This window comes from Microbacterium sp. ZXX196, from assembly GCF_009709595.1.
In the GTDB taxonomy this organism is placed as follows: domain Bacteria; phylum Actinomycetota; class Actinomycetes; order Actinomycetales; family Microbacteriaceae; genus Microbacterium; species Microbacterium excoecariae.
In genome coordinates, this window is sequence record NZ_WMEE01000004.1 from 43920 (window position 1) to 63194 (window position 19275).

At 74.2% G+C, this 19275-nt stretch carries 19 protein-coding genes; 10 read left to right on the plus strand and 9 right to left on the minus strand.

All coding sequences use genetic code 11. The features are described from left to right. Window positions 1-11: 11 nt before the first annotated feature. On the minus strand, window positions 12-866 hold the full coding sequence (locus GJQ66_RS05315) for a PAC2 family protein (protein WP_368732700.1): 855 nt from the start codon (window positions 864-866) through the stop codon (window positions 12-14). 64 nt (window positions 867-930) lie between these two features. Here GJQ66_RS05315 and GJQ66_RS05320 point away from each other — a divergent pair, with 64 nt between their 5' ends. Genes GJQ66_RS05320 through GJQ66_RS05350 form a run of 7 tightly spaced genes read left to right on the plus strand, consistent with a single transcriptional unit; the run spans window position 931 to window position 9154 of the window. Next, window positions 931-1626 (plus strand): HAD family hydrolase, encoded by a 696-nt coding sequence (locus GJQ66_RS05320; protein ID WP_368732701.1) that lies wholly within the window; start codon window positions 931-933, stop codon window positions 1624-1626. Continuing rightward, window positions 1623-2636: a tRNA (adenine-N1)-methyltransferase gene (locus tag GJQ66_RS05325; protein ID WP_155048310.1), complete on the plus strand. Its 1014-nt coding sequence runs from the start codon at window positions 1623-1625 to the stop codon at window positions 2634-2636. The genes GJQ66_RS05320 and GJQ66_RS05325 overlap by 4 nt, the downstream gene beginning before the upstream one ends. A gap of 4 nt (window positions 2637-2640) precedes the next feature. Then, on the plus strand, window positions 2641-3594 hold the full coding sequence (locus tag GJQ66_RS05330; RefSeq protein ID WP_155048311.1) for an FKBP-type peptidyl-prolyl cis-trans isomerase: 954 nt from the start codon (window positions 2641-2643) through the stop codon (window positions 3592-3594). Window positions 3595-3603: 9 nt separating this feature from the next. Continuing rightward, a complete protein-coding gene (locus GJQ66_RS05335; RefSeq protein ID WP_155048312.1) occupies window positions 3604-5586 on the plus strand; it encodes a WYL domain-containing protein in 1983 nt (660 codons plus the stop codon). 31 nt (window positions 5587-5617) lie between these two features. Continuing rightward, window positions 5618-5872 (plus strand): twin-arginine translocase TatA/TatE family subunit, encoded by a 255-nt coding sequence (gene tatA, locus GJQ66_RS05340; RefSeq protein WP_155048313.1) that lies wholly within the window; start codon window positions 5618-5620, stop codon window positions 5870-5872. A gap of 6 nt (window positions 5873-5878) precedes the next feature. Next, entirely contained in the window at window positions 5879-6706 is an 828-nt protein-coding gene (locus GJQ66_RS05345) for a twin-arginine translocase subunit TatC (RefSeq protein WP_155048314.1), read from the plus strand. 45 nt (window positions 6707-6751) lie between these two features. After that, window positions 6752-9154, plus strand: a complete 2403-nt coding sequence (locus GJQ66_RS05350; RefSeq protein WP_155048315.1) for an RNA helicase — start codon at window positions 6752-6754, stop codon at window positions 9152-9154. Here GJQ66_RS05350 and GJQ66_RS05355 read toward each other — a convergent pair. Genes GJQ66_RS05355 through GJQ66_RS05365 form a run of 3 tightly spaced genes read right to left on the minus strand, consistent with a single transcriptional unit; the run spans window position 9151 to window position 14173 of the window. After that, window positions 9151-11232 carry a molybdopterin oxidoreductase family protein gene (locus GJQ66_RS05355; protein ID WP_155048316.1) on the minus strand — a complete coding sequence of 694 codons (2082 nt, stop codon included), beginning with the start codon at window positions 11230-11232 and terminating at the stop codon, window positions 9151-9153. The genes GJQ66_RS05350 and GJQ66_RS05355 overlap by 4 nt on opposite strands. Beyond that, window positions 11229-12773 (minus strand): FAD-dependent oxidoreductase, encoded by a 1545-nt coding sequence (locus tag GJQ66_RS05360; RefSeq protein ID WP_155048317.1) that lies wholly within the window; start codon window positions 12771-12773, stop codon window positions 11229-11231. Before GJQ66_RS05360 ends, GJQ66_RS05355 begins: the two co-directional genes overlap by 4 nt. After that, window positions 12770-14173 carry an MFS transporter gene (locus tag GJQ66_RS05365; protein WP_155048318.1) on the minus strand — a complete coding sequence of 468 codons (1404 nt, stop codon included), beginning with the start codon at window positions 14171-14173 and terminating at the stop codon, window positions 12770-12772. The genes GJQ66_RS05360 and GJQ66_RS05365 overlap by 4 nt, the downstream gene beginning before the upstream one ends. Before the next feature lie 173 nt (window positions 14174-14346). Here GJQ66_RS05365 and trmD point away from each other — a divergent pair, with 173 nt between their 5' ends. Genes trmD through GJQ66_RS05380 form a run of 3 tightly spaced genes read left to right on the plus strand, consistent with a single transcriptional unit; the run spans window position 14347 to window position 15927 of the window. Next, entirely contained in the window at window positions 14347-15036 is a 690-nt protein-coding gene (trmD, locus tag GJQ66_RS05370; RefSeq protein WP_155048319.1) for a tRNA (guanosine(37)-N1)-methyltransferase TrmD, read from the plus strand. Then, window positions 15033-15506, plus strand: coding sequence for a molybdenum cofactor biosynthesis protein B (locus GJQ66_RS05375; protein WP_368732702.1), 474 nt, complete (start codon window positions 15033-15035; stop codon window positions 15504-15506). The genes trmD and GJQ66_RS05375 overlap by 4 nt, the downstream gene beginning before the upstream one ends. Next, on the plus strand, window positions 15499-15927 hold the full coding sequence (locus GJQ66_RS05380; RefSeq protein WP_155048320.1) for a molybdenum cofactor biosynthesis protein MoaE: 429 nt from the start codon (window positions 15499-15501) through the stop codon (window positions 15925-15927). The genes GJQ66_RS05375 and GJQ66_RS05380 overlap by 8 nt, the downstream gene beginning before the upstream one ends. Window positions 15928-15946: 19 nt before the next feature. Here the strand turns inward: GJQ66_RS05380 and GJQ66_RS05385 are convergent, their stop codons facing one another. Genes GJQ66_RS05385 through GJQ66_RS05405 form a run of 5 tightly spaced genes read right to left on the minus strand, consistent with a single transcriptional unit; the run spans window position 15947 to window position 19236 of the window. Further along, complete coding sequence (locus GJQ66_RS05385; protein WP_155048505.1) at window positions 15947-16180, minus strand: MoaD/ThiS family protein; 234 nt, start codon at window positions 16178-16180, stop codon at window positions 15947-15949. Then, window positions 16180-16437 (minus strand): DUF6457 domain-containing protein, encoded by a 258-nt coding sequence (locus GJQ66_RS05390; RefSeq protein ID WP_368732703.1) that lies wholly within the window; start codon window positions 16435-16437, stop codon window positions 16180-16182. The genes GJQ66_RS05385 and GJQ66_RS05390 overlap by 1 nt, the downstream gene beginning before the upstream one ends. Beyond that, window positions 16434-16925, minus strand: a complete 492-nt coding sequence (gene moaC / locus GJQ66_RS05395; RefSeq protein WP_155048321.1) for a cyclic pyranopterin monophosphate synthase MoaC — start codon at window positions 16923-16925, stop codon at window positions 16434-16436. Before moaC ends, GJQ66_RS05390 begins: the two co-directional genes overlap by 4 nt. Beyond that, a complete protein-coding gene (glp, locus tag GJQ66_RS05400) occupies window positions 16922-18145 on the minus strand; it encodes a gephyrin-like molybdotransferase Glp (RefSeq protein WP_368732704.1) in 1224 nt (407 codons plus the stop codon). The genes moaC and glp overlap by 4 nt, the downstream gene beginning before the upstream one ends. Further along, window positions 18142-19236: a HesA/MoeB/ThiF family protein gene (locus GJQ66_RS05405; protein WP_155048323.1), complete on the minus strand. Its 1095-nt coding sequence runs from the start codon at window positions 19234-19236 to the stop codon at window positions 18142-18144. Before GJQ66_RS05405 ends, glp begins: the two co-directional genes overlap by 4 nt. Window positions 19237-19275: the final 39 nt, after the last annotated feature.

The window sequence follows — 19275 nt, forward strand, 5'->3', positions numbered from 1 at the left end:
CGCCCCGCGGCTCAGCGCGGCGGCCGGCCCTTGCCGGGGCCGTCGCCGCGAAGGTAGCGCTCGAACGCCTGGGCGATGGCGTCGCCGGACGCCTCGGGGGAATCCCAGGTGTCGCGCGTCTCCTCGAGCTGGCGAATGTAGTCCCGCATCTCGTCGTCGTCGGCGGCGGCCGCGTCCACCGTGGCCTCCCACGTCGCGGCCTCGGTGGGGAGCGAGCCGAGGTCGATCTCGCGCACGGCGATGTCGCTGAGCTTCTCGAGCAGCGCCAGCGTGGCCTTGGGTGACGGCGTCGCTCCCGCGACGTAGTGCGGCACGCTCGCCCACATCGACAGGGTCGGGATCCCCGCGTCCGCCGCCGCCTGGGTGAGCACCCCGAGGATCCCCGTGGGCCCCTCGTACCGGCTCCGGTCCACCTCGAGCTGGTTGCGCAGCAGTTCGTCGTCGCTCGTCGTGTGCACCGCGATCGGGCGGGTGTGCGGGACGTCGCTCATCATCGCCCCGATCGTGACGAAGCCCGTCACGTCCTCGGCGAGGAGGGCGTCGACGAACTCGGAGACGAACCCCTTCCACGCGCGCGCGGGCTCGACGCCGCTCAGGGTCCAGAACCCGCGCGGATCCGCGGGGCGGTGCAGCGTCGCCTCCGGCCACTCGATGACCCGGCGGCCCTCGCCGTCGGTGCGCACGGAGGGCCGCGTGTACTGGTAATCGAAGTACAGCTCCGGGTCGACGTCGGCGACCGGCGTGCTCGGGTACGCGTCGCGCAGGGCCTGGACGGCGGCCGTGGCCGCCTCGCCCGCGTCGTTCCAGCCGTCGAAGGCCGCGACCGCGATCCGCGGCCCCAGCGCCTGCTGCCTGCTCTCCTCCACCGGGCTCCCTCCTGGTCGGTGTCCGTCCAGGCTAGCCCCCTTGCCCACCGCCTAGGCTGGTGCGGTGACTCTCACCGACACCGCGTGGCCCCAGGCCGTGCTCTGGGACATGGACGGCACGCTCGTGGACACCGAGCCGTACTGGATGGCGGCGGAGACCCCGCTCGTCGAGCGATTCGGCGGGACCTGGACCCACGAGGACGCGCTGCGGCTCGTCGGGAACTCTCTTGAGAGATCCGCCCGGATCCTCCAGGAGGCCGGCGTCGACATGCCGGCCCAGGACATCGTCGAGCACCTCACGGACGAGGTGCTGCGGCAGATGGCCGAAGAGGGCGTTCCCTTCCGACCCGGGGCGCAGGAGCTCCTGCGCGAGCTGCGCGCGGCGGGCGTGCGCACGGCGATCGTGACGATGTCCCGCCATCGCATGGCGGAGAAGATCGCGGGCCTCATTCCCTTCGACGCGTTCGACGCGATCCTCGGCGGGGACGACGTCGCGCGCCCCAAGCCGTTCCCGGATCCGTACCTCGCGGGCGCCGCGGCGCTCGGTGTGGACATCGCCGACTGCGTCGCGCTGGAGGACTCGCCCACCGGCCTGACCGCCGCCGTCGACTCCGGCGCCGCGGCGATCGGCGTCCCGCACTTCGTCCCGCTGTCGAACCCGGGCGCGGCCGGTATATGGCCGACGCTTGCGGGGCGCGGCGCGAGCGACCTCGCGCAGGTCTGGCGAACCCACCGGGCCGGCGCGGGGGAGGCGCGATGACGGCGCCGCGCGGGCCGTTCCGGTACGGCGACCGCGTCCAGCTCACGGGCCCGAAGGGCAAGCTCCAGACGATCACGCTGCGCGAGGGCGGCGAGCTGCACTCGCACCTCGGCATGATCGCGCACGCCCAGATCGAGGGGCAGCCCGACGGATCCGTCATCGCCAACTCCGGCGGCCACGAGTTCCTCGCGCTCCGGCCTCTCCTGAAGGACTTCGTGATGTCGATGCCGCGCGGCGCGGCGATCGTTTACCCGAAGGACGCCGCCCAGATCGTCCAGCAGGCCGACATCTTCCCGGGTGCGGTCGTCGTCGAGGCGGGCGTCGGCTCCGGCGCGCTGTCGATGTCGTTGCTGCGCGCGGTCGGGGCGTCGGGTCGCCTGATGTCCTTCGAGCGCCGGGAGGAGTTCGCGGAGGTCGCCCGGGCGAACGTCGAGACCTTCTTCGGCGGGCTGCCCGAGCAGTGGTCGATCCACTTCGGCGACCTCGCCGATGCGCTGCCGCGCGACGCGGAACCCGGGTCGGTGGACCGCGTGGTGCTCGACATGCTCGCGCCCTGGGAGGTCATGCCCGCGGTCGCCGACGCGCTCGCCCCGGGCGGCGTCGTGCTCTGCTACGTTGCCACGGCCACGCAGCTGAGCCGCGTCGCCGAGTTTCTGCGTGAGATGGGGGACTTCACGGAGCCGGAGGCGTCTGAGACGATGGTGCGCGGGTGGCACGTCGACGGGCTGGCCGTGCGCCCGGATCACCGCATGGTGGCGCACACGGGCTTCCTCATCACCGCGCGCCGGCTCGCGCCCGGGTCCATCCCGCCCGAGGTCAAGCGCCGCGCCTCCAAGCGCAGCTACGGCGACGCGGACCAGGAAATCTGGACGCCGGGAGCCGTTGGCGACCGCGAGATCACCGACAAAAACCTCCGCAAGCGGATCCGCGAGGCGGAGAAGGCCGCCGGCGGCGCGCGGCACGCCGCTTCCCTGCGCGACGCGGACGCCTCCGAACCGTCGTTAGACTGACCCGGTGCGCAAGACGACTGCCGTAGCGACCCTCATCGGCCTGACGACCCTCGCCCTCGCCGGGTGTAGCTCCGCCCCGGAGACCCCCGAGGCGTGCGGGCGCGACGCCGCGACGAATGAGGCGCTCCTCGGCGCCGTCGACGTGTCGGGCGCGCTGGGGCAGTCGCCCACCGTCGACTTCCCCCTGCCGTTCGTCGCCACCGACGCGGATCACCTCGACCTCGTCACGGGTGACGGGCCCGTCATCGAGAGCACCGCTCAGGGCGTGGTCTTCGACGCGACCCTCTACGACGGCGCGACAGGGACGCCGATCCCCATGACGGCGTACTCGGGGGACGAGACGCAGGTGCTCGGGCTCACGAACGTGGTCGCGCAGCTGCCGGGCATGGAGGACGCCTTCCTCTGCGCGAGCGAGGGATCCCGCGTCGTCGCCGCCCTCGGCGAGGACGGCATCTCCGAGTCGTTCGCGAGCCAGATCGTGCAGTTCGGCGCGCAGTACGGCCTCGACATCGACACCTCGAGCATGGTCGCGGTCATCGACATCACGCGCGTCCTGCCCGCGTCGGCCGACGGATCCCCCGTCTATAACGAGGGTCACGGGCTTCCGAGCGTCGTGCGCACCCCCGATGGTGTCCCGGGCATCATCATCCCCGACGGCGATGCGCCGACGGAGCCGGCGACGCTGACGCTGTTGCAGGGCGACGGGCCTGAGCTTTCCGGCGACGAGGCCGTGACGCTGCAGTACACGTCGGTCAGCTGGGGCACCCGCACGGTGACGACCTCCACCTGGGAGAGCGGCGCGCCGGCGACGGCGACGCTCGACCAGCTGCCCGAGGGCTTCGCGGACGCGCTCGCGGGCGCGACGGTCGGCTCGCAGGTCATGGTCGTCGTGCCGGACGGCGACGGCGGGGCCACGGTCTCGGTCATCGACGTGCTCGGCGCGGTCGACCAGCCCTAGGATGGCCGCGTGGTAGCGCGGATCCCCGCCGAGGAGCGGCTGTTGAACCTCACGGTCGCCCTCCTCGGCACCGAGGTGGGGCTGACCCGGGCGCAGATCTTTCGCACCGTGACGGGGTACGCGGAGCGCACGCGGGACGGCGTCGGCGAGGACACCCTCGGGCGCATGTTCGAGCGCGACAAGGACACGCTGACGGGGCTGGGCACGCGCATCGAGGTCATCGGCGACGCGTCGAACCCCGACGACCTGCGCGACGCGCGCTACCGGATCCCGCGCGAGGCGAACACGCTCCCGGAGGACCTCGCGTTCAGCCCCGCCGAGGTCGCGCTGCTCGCCCTCGCCGCGCAGGCGTGGGGGGAGGCCTCGACGTCGCGCGAGGCGCGCGCGGGCCTGCGGAAGATCCGCGCGCTCGGGCTCGACGTCGACGAGCCGATCCTCGGGTTCTCGCCGCGCGTGCGCGCGACCGACGCGGCGTTCCCCGCGCTCCGGGACGCGATCGACCGGGCGGTCGAGGTGCGCTTTTCCTACCTGCGGCCGGGGTCCGCGCGCGTGCGCGAGCGCCGCGTGCGGCCACTCGCGCTCGTGCAGTTCGAGGACCGCTGGCACCTCCACGGCGAGGACCTCTCGCTCGGGGAGCCGCGGACCTTCCTGCTCAGCCGCATCGTCTCGGCCGTGACGATCGCCGGCACGCCTTTCCCGCCCGAGCTGCGCGAGGGGGCCGCGGAGCGGGCCCTCGCCGCGCTCCGCGCGCTCGCCGAGTCCCAGAGCGCCGTCGTCGAGGTGACGGCGGGCTCCGAGGCGGCGCTCCGGCTGGGGCAGCGCGCCGCGCGGGAGGCGGGCGGCGCGCTCCGCGTCCCGATGACCGACGCGTACGTCCTGGCCGACGAGCTGGCCTCGTACGGCCCCGAGGCGCGGGTCGTGGATCCGCCGGAACTGCGCGACCTCGTCCTCGAGCGGCTGCGCGCGACGCGCGCGGCTCACGAGGGGCCCGCACGCCCGGCCCCGCCGCTCGCGGACGCGCGTCCGGCGCGCTCGCGCGCCGCGACGATCACGGCGGACCGCGTGCGGACGGTGCTGACGCTCGTGCCCTGGCTCCTGGAGCGCGGCGAGGTGCCGGTCTCGGCGATTGCGGAGGAGTTCGAGCTCGCGCCCGCCGAGGTGCGGCGGCTGCTGTCGACCCTGACGCTCGTCGGCGAACCGGTCGGTGGAATGTACACGGGCGAGATGTTCGACCTCGACTGGGCGCTGTTCGACGAGCGCGACGTCGTGTCGCTGACGCACACCGTCGCGATCGAGCGCGCCCCGCGGTTCACGGCGCGCGAGGTCGCGGCGCTTGTCGCAGGCCTGCAGCTCGTCGCCGCGCTGCCGGGGGCGGCCGACGCAGCGGCCCTGGCGGAGCTGCGCGCGAAGCTGTCCCGGGGCGCGCCCGACGCCCTCGCCGACATCGTGCTCGTGGATCCGCCCACCTCCCACCAGCGCGCCGAGCTTGCGACCGCCGTGCGGGAGGGGCGGGCCGTGCGCTTTCGCTATCGACGCCCCGGGGGCGAGAGCACTGAGCGCACGGTCGACCCGTTCGGGCTCGTCCTCGCGGGCGGGGAGTGGTACCTCAAGGGCTGGTGCCACCTGCGGCGCGCGGAGCGCACCTTCCTCGTCGCGCGCATGACCGACCTCGCGGTGACGTCCCAGGCGGCGTCGCACCGGGCCCCGGTCACGCCCGAGCTCTTCGCGCCGGGCGGCGAGGACCTCCTGGCGACCGTGCGCCTGCCGACGTCCCTCGTGCCGCTCGTGGCCGACTTCCTCGAGCACGCCGAGACGGTCGCCGACGGATCCGACACGGTCGCCCGGTTCCCGATCGCCGACGTCGGCGTGGTCAGCCGCCTCGCGGCGCGCGGGGGCGGGCGCATCGAGGTCCTGGACCCGGCCGCCGCGCGCGAGGCCGCGCGGACCTGGGCCGTGGCGGGGGAGAATCTTCACCTCGCGGCGTTACACTGACTGCGTCCGTCCGCCCAACCAGGGAGTACCTATGCCTTTCGGGAACGCCGGCATCTGGCAGATTCTGCTGATCCTCGTGATCGTGCTGCTCATCTTCGGCGCGTCCCGTCTGCCGGCGCTCGCCAAGAGCCTGGGCCAGTCGGCCCGCGCGTTCAAGGGCGAGATGAAGCAGATGAAGGACGAGGGCCAGCAGGATCAGCGCCCCGCGGACGCGGCCGACACGTCGGGTTCCGCGCCGTCGGAGGCCCCGCGTCCCTCGGACTCGTCGCCCGACGTCAAGCCGTAACCGCCCGTGACGCGCCCTCATATCGACGAGGGGTCCGCGGGCGAGCCGGATCTGCCGCGCGAGCGCCGCATGACGCTCGGCGGCCACTTGCGGGAGCTTCGGCGCCGCCTCGTCTTCGCCGTCCTCGGCCTCGCGGCGGGCATGATCGTCGCCGCGTTCCTCACGGACTGGATCATTGGCTGGCTGACGTATCCGATCGAGGCGGTCGCCTCCGAGATCGGCGACGAGAGCTTCACGCGGCTGACGTTCACGACCGTGACGGGTCCGTTCGACATGCGGCTGCGGATCTCCTTCGTCGCCGGCCTCGTCCTCTCCTCGCCCGTCTGGCTGTGGCAGCTGTGGCGATTCGTGACGCCGGGGCTGACCCGGCGCGAGTTCTGGTATGCCTTCGGGTTCATGGCCGCGGCGATCCCGCTGTTCCTCGGCGGCGTCGTGCTCGCGATATTCCTGCTGCCGAACATCATCACGATCATGGCCTCGTTCTTCCCGGACGACGTTCAACAGGTGGGCCAGATCTTCACGGCCACGGAGTACTACAACTTCGTCTTCCGCACCCTCACGATCATCGGCGTGGGGTTCGTTACCCCCGTGTTCCTCGTGGCGCTCAACCTCGCCGACGTGGTGCGGGCGAAGCAGATCGCGAAGGCGTGGCGCTGGGTGCTCCTCCTCTGCTTGGTCTTCGGCATGTTCGCCTCCCCGCCCGCCGACATGGTGACCTTCTTCCTCGTGAGCGCGATCATGTTCGTCCTCTACGCGCTCGCGGCCGGCGTGTGTTGGGTGTTCGACTGGTCGAAGAAGCGCCGTCACCCGGACCTGTTCGTCGAGTACGCGTAGCGCGCCGCGGCCCGCGGGCCCCGGCGGGATGATGGGATGGGAGCCATGACCTCCGCGAGTCCCGCAGAACGCTACGCCGCCGCGCGCGAGGAGCGCGCGCACCCGGAGACGGCCGCGTTCGCCGGCCGCCAGCGGTTCGAGCTGGATCCGTTCCAGGTGGCGGGGTGCCGCGCGCTCGAGCGCGGATCCAGCGTGCTCGTCGCGGCGCCGACGGGCGCGGGCAAGACGATCGTCGGCGAGTTCGCGATTCACCTCGCGATGTCGACCCCCGGCGACAAGGCGTTCTACACGACGCCGATGAAGGCGCTGTCGAATCAGAAGTTCCGCGAGCTGCAGGACGTCTACGGGGAGGGCGAGGTCGGGCTCCTCACGGGCGACACGAACATCAACGCGCACGCCCGCGTCGTCGTCATGACGACCGAGGTGCTGCGCAACATGATCTACGCGGGCTCCTCCGCGCTCGACGGGCTGCGGTACGTCGTGATGGACGAGGTGCACTACCTCGCCGACCGGTTCCGCGGCGCCGTGTGGGAGGAGGTCATCATCCACCTCCCTGAGAGCGTCCGGCTTGTCGCGCTGTCGGCGACCGTCTCCAACGCCGAGGAGTTCGGCGATTGGCTCGGGACCGTGCGGGGCGGCACGGAGGTCATCGTCTCGGAGACCCGCCCCGTCCCGCTCGAGCAGCACGTCCTAGCGCGCGGCGAGCTCCTCCCGCTGTTCGACGAGCAGGCCGGGGGATCCGAGGTCAACGGCGACCTCCTGCGGCTCGGGCGCGCGCTCCCCGGGGGATCGGGGCGCGGCCGCGGGAGGCGCCACGCCCCGCGCCCGCCGCGGGGCGCGGGGCGCCTCGACCGCGCCGCCGCGATCGACCTGCTCGCGCACCGCAACCTGCTGCCCGCGATCTTTTTCATTTTCAGCCGGGTCGGCTGCGACCAGGCTGTCGTGCAGGCGCGCCGGGCCGGCGTGCGGCTGACCACCCCGGAGGAGCGGGCGCGGATCCGCGACATCGTCCGCGAGCGCACCGCCGCACTCGCCGACGAGGACCTCGGCGTGCTCGGCTACTTCGAGTGGGCCGAGGACCTCGAGCGCGGCATCGCCGCCCACCACGCGGGGATGCTGCCCGCGTTCAAGGAGGTCGTCGAGGAGCTGTTCCAGCGCAAGCTCGTCAAGGTCGTCTTCGCGACCGAGACGCTCGCGCTGGGCATCAACATGCCCGCCCGCACGGTCGTCCTGGAGAAGCTCGAGAAGTTCAACGGCGAGGCGCGCGTGCCGATCACCTCGGGGGAATACACGCAGCTCACGGGGCGCGCGGGCCGGCGGGGTATCGACGTTGAGGGCCACGCCGTCGTGCACTGGACCGACGGGCTGGACGCCCGGCAGGTCGCGTCCCTCGCGTCGCGGCGCACCTATCCGCTGAACTCCTCTTTCCGGCCGACATACAACATGGCCGTCAACCTCATCGATCAGTTCGGGCGCAGCGTCGCGCGCGAGATCCTGGAGTCCTCGTTCGCGCAGTTCCAGGCGGACCGGGCCGTGGTCGGGCTCGCCCGAGAGGTGCGGCAGGCCGACGAATCGCTCGAGGGGTATCTCTCGGCGATGCGGTGCCACCGCGGCGACTTCGCGGAGTACGCGGGGATCCGGCGCGAGCTCAGCGACCTCGAGAAGAAGGCGCGCCAGGACGTGTCGGCGTCGAAGGCGCGCCAGGAACAGCGTCGCCAGAAGATGGCGAGCCTACGCCGCGGCATGCAGCGCCACCCCTGTCACCGGTGCGAGGACCGCGAGCAGCACGCGCGCTGGGGCGAGCGGTATTACCAGCTGCGGCGGCGGACGGACAAGCTGCGCCGCCAGATCGAGCAGCGCACGGGCACCGTGGCGCGGCAGTTCGACCGCATCGTCGACGTGCTCGTCGCGCTCGACTACGTCGCGATCGACGGATCCGCGGCGGCCCTCACGGACGCGGGGCGCCGGATGAAGCGGATCTACGGCGACCGCGACCTGCTGGTGGCCGAGGCGCTCCGGCGCGAGCTCTGGACGCGACTCGACGCCCCGGCGCTCGCGGCGCTCGCCTGTACGCTCGTCTACGAGCCGCGGCGGGGAGAGGCCGGAGGCGAGGCGCCGCTCCCGCGAGGCCCGTTCCGCGAGGCGCTCGACGCGACGGAGCGGCTCTGGGCCGAGCTCGACGACCTCGAGGAGGACCACCGCCTGCCCGGCACCCAGCCCGTGGCTCCCGGGCTCGCGCAGGCCATGCACATGTGGGCGCGCGGGCAGCTGCTGGACCGCGTCCTCGGCGCGGCCGACATGGCGGCGGGCGACTTCGTGCGCTGGGCGAAGCAGACGATCGACCTGCTCGACCAGATCTCCCTCGTCGCCGACGGCGAGCTTGCCCGCACCGCCCGCCGCGCGCTCGAGGCGGTGCGCCGCGGCATCGTCGCCTATACCGGCGTCTAGGGAGACACACCCGAGGCGGGCGCGAGCGTCACGACGGTGTTCTTAAACTCGGGCATCGCGCTGATCGGATCCGTCCGGGCGCTCGTGAGCAGGTTCGCGCTCTCCTGGCCCGGGTAGTGGAACGGGAGGAAGACGGTGTCCGGGCGGATGTCGCGGCTGAGGCGCGCGCGGGCGGTCACGACGCCCCGGGCGCCCGCCACGCGCACCGGCTCGCCGTCCGCGATTCCGCGATCGCGCGCCGTGACGGGGTGGATCTCGGCGACGAGGCTCGGGGCGGCGTCCGCGAGCTCCGGCACGCGCCGGGTCTGCGCCCCGGACTGGTAGTGGCCCATCAGGCGCCCGGTGATCAGGCTGAGCTCGCGCCCCGCGGGCGACTCCGGCGCGCGCGGGCGCACCGGGACAAGCCGGGCGCGCCCGTCGTCATGCCAGAAGCGATCGCGGAAGAGGTGCGGCGTGCCGGACCGGCTGCCTGCGGGGAACGGCCAGTGCGCCGCGACGCCCGTGTCGAGGAGCGCGTGCGAGAGGCCCGAGTAGTCGGCGGCCCCGCCGGCGCTCGCCCGGGCGAGCTCGTCGAACACGGCCGCGGGGTCCGTCGGCCACGCGCTCGGCGCGCCGAGGCGCTCGGCAAGCTGGGCGAGGATCCACAGTTCGCTGCGCGCCTGTCCGGGCGCCGGAAGCGCTCGCCGCCGCCGGATCACGCGCCCCTCGAGGTTCGTCATGGTGCCCTCCTCCTCGGCCCACTGCAGCACGGGGAGGACGACGTCGGCGCGCTCCGCCGTCTCGGAGAGGAAGAAGTCGCTGACGACGAGAAGGTCCAGGCGGCCGAGCGCCTCGCGCACCCGGCCCGCGTCGGGCGCCGAGACGACGACGTTGGAGCCGTGCACGAGCAGCGCGCGCACGCCGCCCGGGCGGCCGCACGAGTCCAGCAGCTCGACGGCGGGGATCCCCGGTCCGGGGAGCGCATCGGGCGAGATTCCCCACACGCCGGCCACGTGGGCGCGCGCTGCCGGGTCGGTGATCTTCCGGTACCCCGGTAGCTGGTCGGACTTCTGGCCGTGCTCCCGGCCGCCTTGGCCGTTGCCCTGCCCCGTGAGCGTGCCGTATCCGGATCCGGGGCGCCCGACGAGGCCCAGGACGAGCGCGAGGTTGATCGCCGCGGTCGCGGTGTCGGTGCCGTCCGCGTGCTGCTCGACGCCGCGGCCCGTGAGCACGTAGGCGCTCTCGGCGCCGGCCAGACGGTGCGCGATCTCCCGCACCGTCTGTGCGGGCACGCCCGTTACGGCCTCCGTGCGCTCGGGCCACCAGGTCGACACGCTCCGGCGCAGCGCGTCGATTCCCGTCGTGCGGCGCGCCACGTACGCCTCGTCCGCGAGGCCGTCGCGCAGGACGACGTGGGTGATCCCGGCCAGCAGGGCGAGATCGGTGGCCGGCGCCGGCTGTACGTGGAGGCCCGCCCCGTCGTCCGCGAGTCGGGCGGTCGAGGAGCGCCGCGGATCCACGACGAGCAGGCCGCCGCGCGCGCGGGCGCCCTGCAGGTGCTGGACGAACGGCGGCATCGTGTCCCCGACGTTGCTGCCGAGCAGGAGGACGACGTCGGCCGTATCGAGGTCCGACACGGGGAAGGGCAGGCCGCGGTCGAGCCCGAAGGCGCGATTCGCCGCCGCGGCGGCGGACGACATGCAGAATCGTCCGTTGTAGTCGATGCGGCTCGTGCCGAGCGCGACGCGCGCGAACTTGCCGAGGAGGTACGCCTTCTCGTTCGTGAGGCCCCCGCCGCCGAAGACGCCGATCGCGTCCGCGCCCGACGCGTGGCGGATCTCGCGGAGCCGGCCGGCGATCGTCTCGAGCGCCTCGTCCCACGTCGCCTCGCGCAGCGCGCCCTGTTCCCGGATGAGCGGCGAGGTAAGGCGATCGCCGCGGCCGAGGAGCTCCGCGGAGGTCCACCCCTTGCGGCACAACCCGCCGCGATTGGTCGGGAAGTCCCGGCCGCGGACCTCGACCGCGGGACCGCCCGGCACCCCGGGGGCGAGGGTCATGGCGCACTGCAGCGCGCAGTACGGGCAGTGGGTGTCGCTCATGCGGCCGGCTCCCACGCCGCGAGCATCTCGTCGATCCGCGCGCGGCAGCCCCCGCAGCCGGTGCCGGCGCGCGTTGCGCGGCCGACGTCCTCGACGCTTCGGCACCCGTCTTCCGCGATCGCCTGCTCGATGCGCCCCGCCGTGACCGCGTTGCACATGCACACGGTGCGGTCCGCGCCGGAGGCGGGCGGGGCCTCCTCAGCCGCGTCGCGCCGGAGCAGGAGCGATCGGTCGCTCGGCAGCTCCGCGCCGCGCTGGTAGAGCAGAGCCAACTCGGCCGCGGCGCGCGGCATTCCCACGGCGACGAACCCCGCGAGCACGCCGCCCGTCGTCTGCATGGACAGGTAGGTGCCGTGCGCGGGATCCGCCCAGAGCGCGACCTCGGGGGCCTGTTCCCCGGAGGGAACCGGGGCGAACGGGTCGGCGGGCGCGGATCCCGCGGCGACGAGGTCGAGCTGACTCGCCTTGAGGAGGACCACCCCGGGCGCCTCCTCGACGAACGGGGCGTGAGGCCGCCCCTCCAGGGCGCCCAGGATGTCCGACGCGAGCCACTCCGCCTGACGCCACCCGGGCCCGACCAGGCCGCTGGGGCCGCCCGGCACGTCCCGGGCGTGCGCGAACTTCTCCGGGGCGGCCACGTGCGCGACGTCGCCGATGGCGTGGATCCGCGGATCCGTCCAGGAGCGGAGCCGCTCATCGACGAGGACGCCGCGCGCCGTGCGCAGCCCGGCCCCGGCGGCCAGCTCGTCGCGCGGAATCACCCCGCACGAGAGGACGAGCAGGTCGCCCCGGATGACTTTGCCGTCGCCCGAGACGAGGGCGCGAAACGCGCGCCGCCCGGCGATCTCCTCGGTCACGATCGCATCGGCCCGCGTGTGCGGCACGACGTGGACGCCGGCGGCCGCGAGCTGATCCGTGACGACCCGGGCGGCGCCGCGGTCCAGCTGGCGCGGCATCGGCGCCGGCCCGAAGTGCGCGAGGGCGGGGCGGGCGCCCGCCTCGGCCAGGAGGAGCGCCAGCTCGAGCCCGAGCACGCCGGCGCCCAGCACGACAACACGCCCCCCGGCCCGGACGACGCGGCGCACACGCTCCGCGTCGCCGAGCGTCCGCAGCCCGCAGACGCCGTCGGTGAGGACGTCGTCGAGCCTTGACCCGTCGGCGCCCGCGACCTCCAGCCCGTCGAGCGCGGGGACGCGGGCGCGGGCTCCCGTCGCGAGAACGAGGCGGTCGAAGGGGACCCGGCCGCCGTCGGAGAGTTCGACCTCGCCGCGGGCGCGGTCGATCGCGACCGCGACCTGGCCGGTGCGGACGCTCGCGCCCGCGTCGGCAAGCTCCTGCGGATCCGCAATCGCGAGCTGAGAGGCGGGCAGGTCGCCGGCGGCGTGCTCGGCGAGCAGGATCCGGTTGTACGGGGCGCCCTCCTCGGCACCGAGGACCGTGAGGTCGACGCGGCCGTCGCGCACGGCGGGCAGGAGGTCCTCGGCGAACCGAACCCCGACCGGACCGAAGCCGACGAGGACGACGCGCAGCGGATCCGTCATACGATGCGTCCTGCCAGCGACGCGCGGGGCACGAGATACACGCTTGCCGTCACGATGCCGAGCGCGAGGTAGAAGGCGACGAAGCCCCAGAACGCGGGAACGTAGGAACCGCTCGCGGCCTGGGACGCGTTGAGCACCTGCGGAATCACGAAACCGCCATAGGCGCCGAGCGCGGAGATGAGGCCGAGCGCGGCGGCGCCCTGGCGCTGCGTCGACACCGCGTGTTCCTCGCCAGCCGTCGCGGCGCCGCGCGCCGCGAAGATCGACGGGATCATGCGGTAGGTCGCGCCGTTGCCGACGCCCGTCGCGCAGAACAACACGAGAAAGCACCCGAGGAACAGCCAGAAGCTCCCGAGCGGGAGGGTGGCGATGAGGGCCAGGGTGGCCGCGATCATGATGCCCAGTGCGACGATCGTCATGCGGGCACCCCCGAGCCGGTCCGCGAGGCGGCCTCCGTAGGGCCGGGCGAGCGAGCCGACGAGAGCGCCCAGAAAAGCGAGCGAGAGCGAGGCCGCGCCGACGGAGAAGGTGGAAAACGCCGGGAACTGGTCCGCGATGAGCTTCGGGAACACCCCGGCGAAGCCGATGAACGAGCCGAACGTGCCGATGTACAGCAGCGCCATGATCCACAGGTGCGGCTCGCGCAGGGCGGCGGCGGCGCCCGCGACGTCGCTGCGCGCGGCCGAGAGGTTGTCCATGAAGCGCCACGCGCCCCACATCGCGACGAGGATGAGCGGAACCCACATGAACCCCGCGAGCGAGAGGTTGAGGGTCCCCGCGGCGCCGAGGGTGACCGCGATGGGCACGAGCAGCTGCGCCACGGCCGCCCCGATGTTGCCTCCGGCCGCGTTGAGCCCGAGGGCCCAGCCCTTCTCGCGCTGCGGGAAGAAGAAGGTGATGTTCGCCATCGAGCTGGCGAAGTTGCCGCCGCCGACGCCTCCGAGCGCGGCCACGAGCAGCAGCACGGGATAGGGCGTCTCGGGGTGCTGCACGACGACGCCCAGGAGGATCGCGGGAACGAGCAGGAGTCCCGCGGACACGATCGTCCAGTTGCGGCCGCCGAAGCGGGCGACCATGAACGTGTAGGGAAAGCGCAGCGTCGCGCCGACGAGGCTCGCGACGGAGATGAGCCAGAACTGCTGGCCCGAGGTCAGGTCGAAGCCTGCCGCCGGGAGCATCACGACGACGATGCTCCACAGCTGCCACACGACGAAACCGAGAAACTCCGCGAACACCGACCAGCCCAGGTTCCGGCGCGCGATCCGCCGACCCTCGCCCGCCCACTGCTCCGGATCCTCGGGATTCCATCCGTCGATCCAGCGCCCGGGGCGCGTGGCAAGTCCGCTCGCCGTCGGAGTGTATGCGGGCCGGGTGCGTGTCGTGCCGAAGGGAGCGCTCATGTGTCCTCCGAGGGGTGTGTGGACCGTTCGCCCCCGAGGCTAGGCGCGGCGTGTTTCACGCCCCGTGGCGGCCACGTGACGCGTGCGTCACCTTTCGATCACGCGCGGCAGACGTGCGGGGGGAGCGCCGCGTAACGCGCAGGAAACAGGGCCCGCGAACGTAGAATTGGGGGATGCGCATCGACATCGTGACGATCTTCCCCGGGTTCTTCGATGTGCTCGACGTCTCGCTGATCGGGAAGGCGCGCGGATCCGGGATCCTGGACCTGCGCGTGCACGACCTCCGCGACGGCGCGCACGACCGCCACCGCACGGTCGACGACACCCCATACGGCGGCGGCGCCGGCATGGTCATGAAGCCCGAACCGTGGGGCGAGACGCTCGACCCCCTGCTCGAGGGCGACGCCGTGCTCGTCGTTCCGACGCCGTCGGGCGAGGTCTTCACGCAGAAGACGGCGCGCGAGCTCGCCGGCGAGGAGCGCCTCGTGTTCGCCTGCGGGCGGTACGAGGGCATCGACCAGCGCGTCCTCGACCACTACGCCGCGCGCGGGCGGGTCCGGCTCGTGAGCATCGGCGACTACGTCCTGAACGGCGGCGAGGTCGCCGCGATGGCGATGATCGAGGCGATCGGGCGGCTCGTCCCCGGCGTCGTGGGCAACCCCGAGAGCCTCGTTGAGGAATCGCACGAACTCGGCATGCTGGAGTATCCGATCTATACCAAGCCCGCAGAGTGGCGGGGGCTCGCGGTCCCGGAGGTGCTCCTCAGCGGCCACCACGGCCGCGTCGCGGAGTGGCGGCGTGCGCAGGCGCTTGAGCGCACGCGGCAGCGCCGCCCCGACCTGCTCGCGGAGGACGAGCGGTGAGGGCCGCCGTCATCACCGTGAGCGATCGCTCCGCTGCGGGAGCGCGTGCCGATCTCGCGGGCCCGGCGGCCGTGTCCGCCCTGCGCGAGGCGGGCTACACCGCGGCCGACGCCGTCGTCGTCCCCGACGGCGCGGAGAACGTCGAGGGCGCCCTCCGCGCCGCGCTCGCCGCGGGGGCCCGCCTCGTCGTCACGACCGGAGGCACGGGGATCGCGCCGCGCGATCGGACGCCGGAGGGAACGGCGCGGGTGATCGATCGGGAGGTGCCCGGGATCGGCGAGGAGCTGCGCCGGCGCGGCGCGGCGGAGGCCCCGGGAGGGCTCCTCTCGCGCGGCATCGCGGGCGTAGCGGACGACGCGCTCGTGGTCAACCTGCCCGGGAGCCCGAAGGCGGTCGCGAGCGGCATGCCCGTCGTGCTCGCGGTCGCCGGCCACGCCCTCGGTCAGCTCGGTGGGGCCGACCATGGGTGAGGTGCGGATCGCGGCGATCTCGGCGGATCCGATCTCGGTCTCGGAGCACTCCGCGGCCGTGGACGACCCGCGCATGGGCGCCGAGACGAGCTTCGTCGGCCGCGTGCGCGACCACGACCCGGACGCCGCGGGCGTCGTCGCCGCGCTCGAGTATTCCGCGCACCCCGATGCCGAGCGGATCCTCGGGGAACTGGCCGAGCGCCACGCGGCGCGCACGGGCGGGCTCGTCGCGGTCAGCCACCGGGTGGGGCGGCTCGCGGTCGGCGATGTCGCGGTGGCGATCGCCGTGAGCGCGCCGCACCGGGCCGAGGCGTTCGACGCGTGCCGGGCGATCATCGAGGACATCAAGCGGGAGCTTCCCGTGTGGAAGCGCCAGATCGAGGACGACGGCCGGACGGCCTGGAAGGGCCTCGGCGGCTGAGCCGGCTCGGGGTGTCCTCCTAGCCGCCCGCGAAGGGCGGCAGGACGTCGACCGTGCGGGCGCCCGCGAGGTCCGCGTCGCCGTCGTGACGGGACCCGTCGACGAGGATCGAGCAGCGGTCGATCACGCCGGTGAGCGCGGGGTGATCGGCGATCAGGGCCGCGCGGAGCGCCGCGAGGGTCGTCTCCTGGCGCTCCTCGTCGGGCGTGCCCGCGGCGTCCTCGGCGGCGGCGAAGAACCGGACGCGGACCATCACGCGCGCCAATTCTTGGCGAGGTCGGACGCCGTCGCGATCGCGCGCTCGGCGGCTCCCGGGTCCGCGTCGCGGCCCGCGGCGAGCCCCGCGAGGAAGGCCGTGAGGGGTGCCGCCGGCCGGGCGACGCCGTGTGCGACGTCGCGGGCGAGATCCAGAACCGCCGAGATGTCCACCTCGGCGGGGTCGAGGCCGAGGCGATCGCAGGCCGCGCGCGTCCACGCCTCGAGCGCTTCCGGCGGGAGGTGCGCGCTCACGCGATGCCCTCGCCCTCGCGCGTCCAGGATCCGCTGCGTCCGCCCGTCTTGGCGACGACGCGCGCGTTCTCGATGAGCGCCGAGCGGTCGATGCCCTTGACCATGTCGAGCACGCTGAGCGCCGCCACGGTGGCGGCCGTGATGGCCTCCATCTCGACACCGGTCCGGTCGGCCGTGCGCACGGTCGCCTCGATCGCGACGCCGTCGCCCGTCACCTCGAGGTCGACGCGTGCGCCGTGCACGCCGATCGCGTGGGCGAGCGGGAGAAGCTCCGGGGTGCGCTTGGCGGCGCCGATCCCGGCGATCCGCGCGACCGCGAGGACGTCCCCCTTCGGCACGGAGCCGTCGCGGAGGGCGGCGACGGTGGCGGGCGCCGCGCGCACGAACGCCCGCGCGGTCGCCGAGCGGACGGTTGGCTGCTTGTCGGTGACGTCGACCATGCGGGCGTGGCCCGCGTCGTCGAGGTGCGTGAAAACGGGGGAGGTCATGACACCAGCATGACATCGAGGACGTCGCCCGGCGCGACCGTGGCGACGTCCTCGGGGACGATCGCGTATCCCTCGGCGCGGCCGAGGCCGCCCGCGAGGTGGGAGCCGGATCCGCCGCCCGTCGCGGGGACGACGCGCCAAGGCCAGGCCTCGCGGAGGACCCGCACGGGCAGGTACTGCCGGCGCGCGGGGGGCGTGCGCCACCCGGTCGCGGCCGCAAGCCGCAGGCGCGGCCGCTCCGTCGCCGCCCGCCCCTGCAGCGCGTGGAGCGCGGGCCGCACGAACAGCTCGAAGGACACCGCGACGCTGACGGGGTTGCCGGGGAGGCCGAAGAACAGGGCGCCGCCGTCCAGAACGCCGAACGCCTGCGGCTTGCCGGGCTGCATTGCCACGCGGCGGAAGTCGACCCGATCCGCCAGCGCGAGGCGCACCGGCTCGTAGGCGCCCTGGCTCACCCCGCCCGAGGTGACGATCGCGTCGGCGCCCGCGTGGGCGTCGACGAGACGCGCGAGCTCCTCCGGGTCGTCGCCGACGCGGAACGCGGTCACCTCGGCGCCGCACTCGCGGGCCAGCAGCGCGAGGAGGGTCGAGTTCGAGTCGGGAATCTCGCCGGGCCGCGGCGCGGCGCCCGGCGCGACGAGCTCGGCGCCCGTCGAGACAACGACGACGCGCGGCCGGGGCGCGACGCGGACCCGCGCGACGCCCGCCGCGACGAGCGCCGCGACCTGGAGCGGGCCGAGCGCGGTCCCGGCGGGGAGCACCTCGTCCCCGACACCGACGTCCTCCGCCCGGCGCCGCACGTGCGCCCCGATCGCCGACGGGCGCTCGACGATCGCGCGCTCTAGCGAATCTGCCAGCCCGGCGCGCGTCGCCTCGAACGGCACGATCGCGTCGGCGCCGGCGGGCAGGGGCGCGCCCGTCATGATGCGGGCCGCGGCGCCGGGCGGCAGCGGGTCGGGGGAGCCCGGGCCCGCGGGGATGTCGGCGGCGACCGGGAGTACCCGCGGCGCGTCGGCCTGCGCGCCGGCGACGTCCTCGGCGCGAACCGCGAACCCGTCCATGGCGGAGTTGTCGAACGCCGGGACGTCGAGCCCCGCGCGCGCCGGCGCGGCCAGCGTGCGGCCCGAGGCGTCGACGGTGCGGATCTCCTCCGGCTCCGGCGGTCGAACCCGGGCCATGATGTCGGCGGCGTGCTCCTCGACGGAGATCACGCCGCTCACGCGCGCCCGCCCGGTCGCTCGATCGCGCCCGTCCATCCGGCCATGCCCCCCGCGACGGACCGGGCCCGCACACCCACGCGACTGAGCGCGGCCGCGGCGCGCTCGGCGCGCGGACCGGCCTGGCACACGACGGCCACCTCGCGCCCGTCGGCCGCGCGCGCCACCGCCGCGGGGTCGGCGAGGAGCTGCCCGAGCGGGAGCAGGAGGGCGCCGGGGATGACGCCGGTCCGATGTTCCTCGGGCTCGCGCACGTCGATTACGAGGCCGGCGCCGGCGAGCGGATCCGCCTCGCCCGTCCGCTCCGGCAACGGGCGGTCCGACCGCGTCGCCGGGGCGAGGGGCACCTCGCGCGTTGTGGAACGGAGCGCGTCGACAACCGCGACGCGGCCGAGGAGCGGCTCCCCGATCCCCGCGACGAGGAGGAGGACCTGCGTCGCCATGATCGCGCCGACCTGGTGGACGACGGGCGTGAGCACGCCGACCTCGGCGCATGTCGGGACGCCGCCCGCGGGTTCGCCGGGAAACAGGTCCGTAAGCCGCGTCGGAGCGTGCCCGGCCGGCGGATCCGACCAGAACACCGTGACCTGTCCCGCGGTCTCCTGCACGACGCCCCACACGAGCGGGACGCCGCTCGCGGCGCACCAGTCCCCGACGACCTGGCGGGTCGCCATCGTGTCGGTGCCGTCGACGACGATGTCCGCCCCCGCGAGGAGGCGGGCCGCGTTGTCCGCGTCCAGCCGCTCGCGGACGGCGTCCACGCGGCACTCGGGCGCGATGTCGGCCGCGACGCGCACGGCGCTGTCCACCTTCGGGCGGCCAATGTCGGTGAGGCGGTGCAGCCCCTGGCGCTGCAGGTTCGTCAGCTCGACGTCGTCGTCATCGATGACGGTCAGCCGGCCGACCCCGCCCGCGGCGAGGGCCTGGACGACGGGCGAGCCGAGCCCGCCCGCGCCGACGACGGCCACGTGGGCGGCGGCGAAGCGACGCTGTCCCACGGCGCCGAGGCCGGCCAGCGCGAGATGCCGGGCGGTGCGGCGCTCCTCCTCCGCGGAGAGGGAGGACACGGGGGCGACGCGCGGGGGGAGGGGCATGCCCGAAAGCGTACCCAGCGGGAGCCCGCGCGGCGCCGG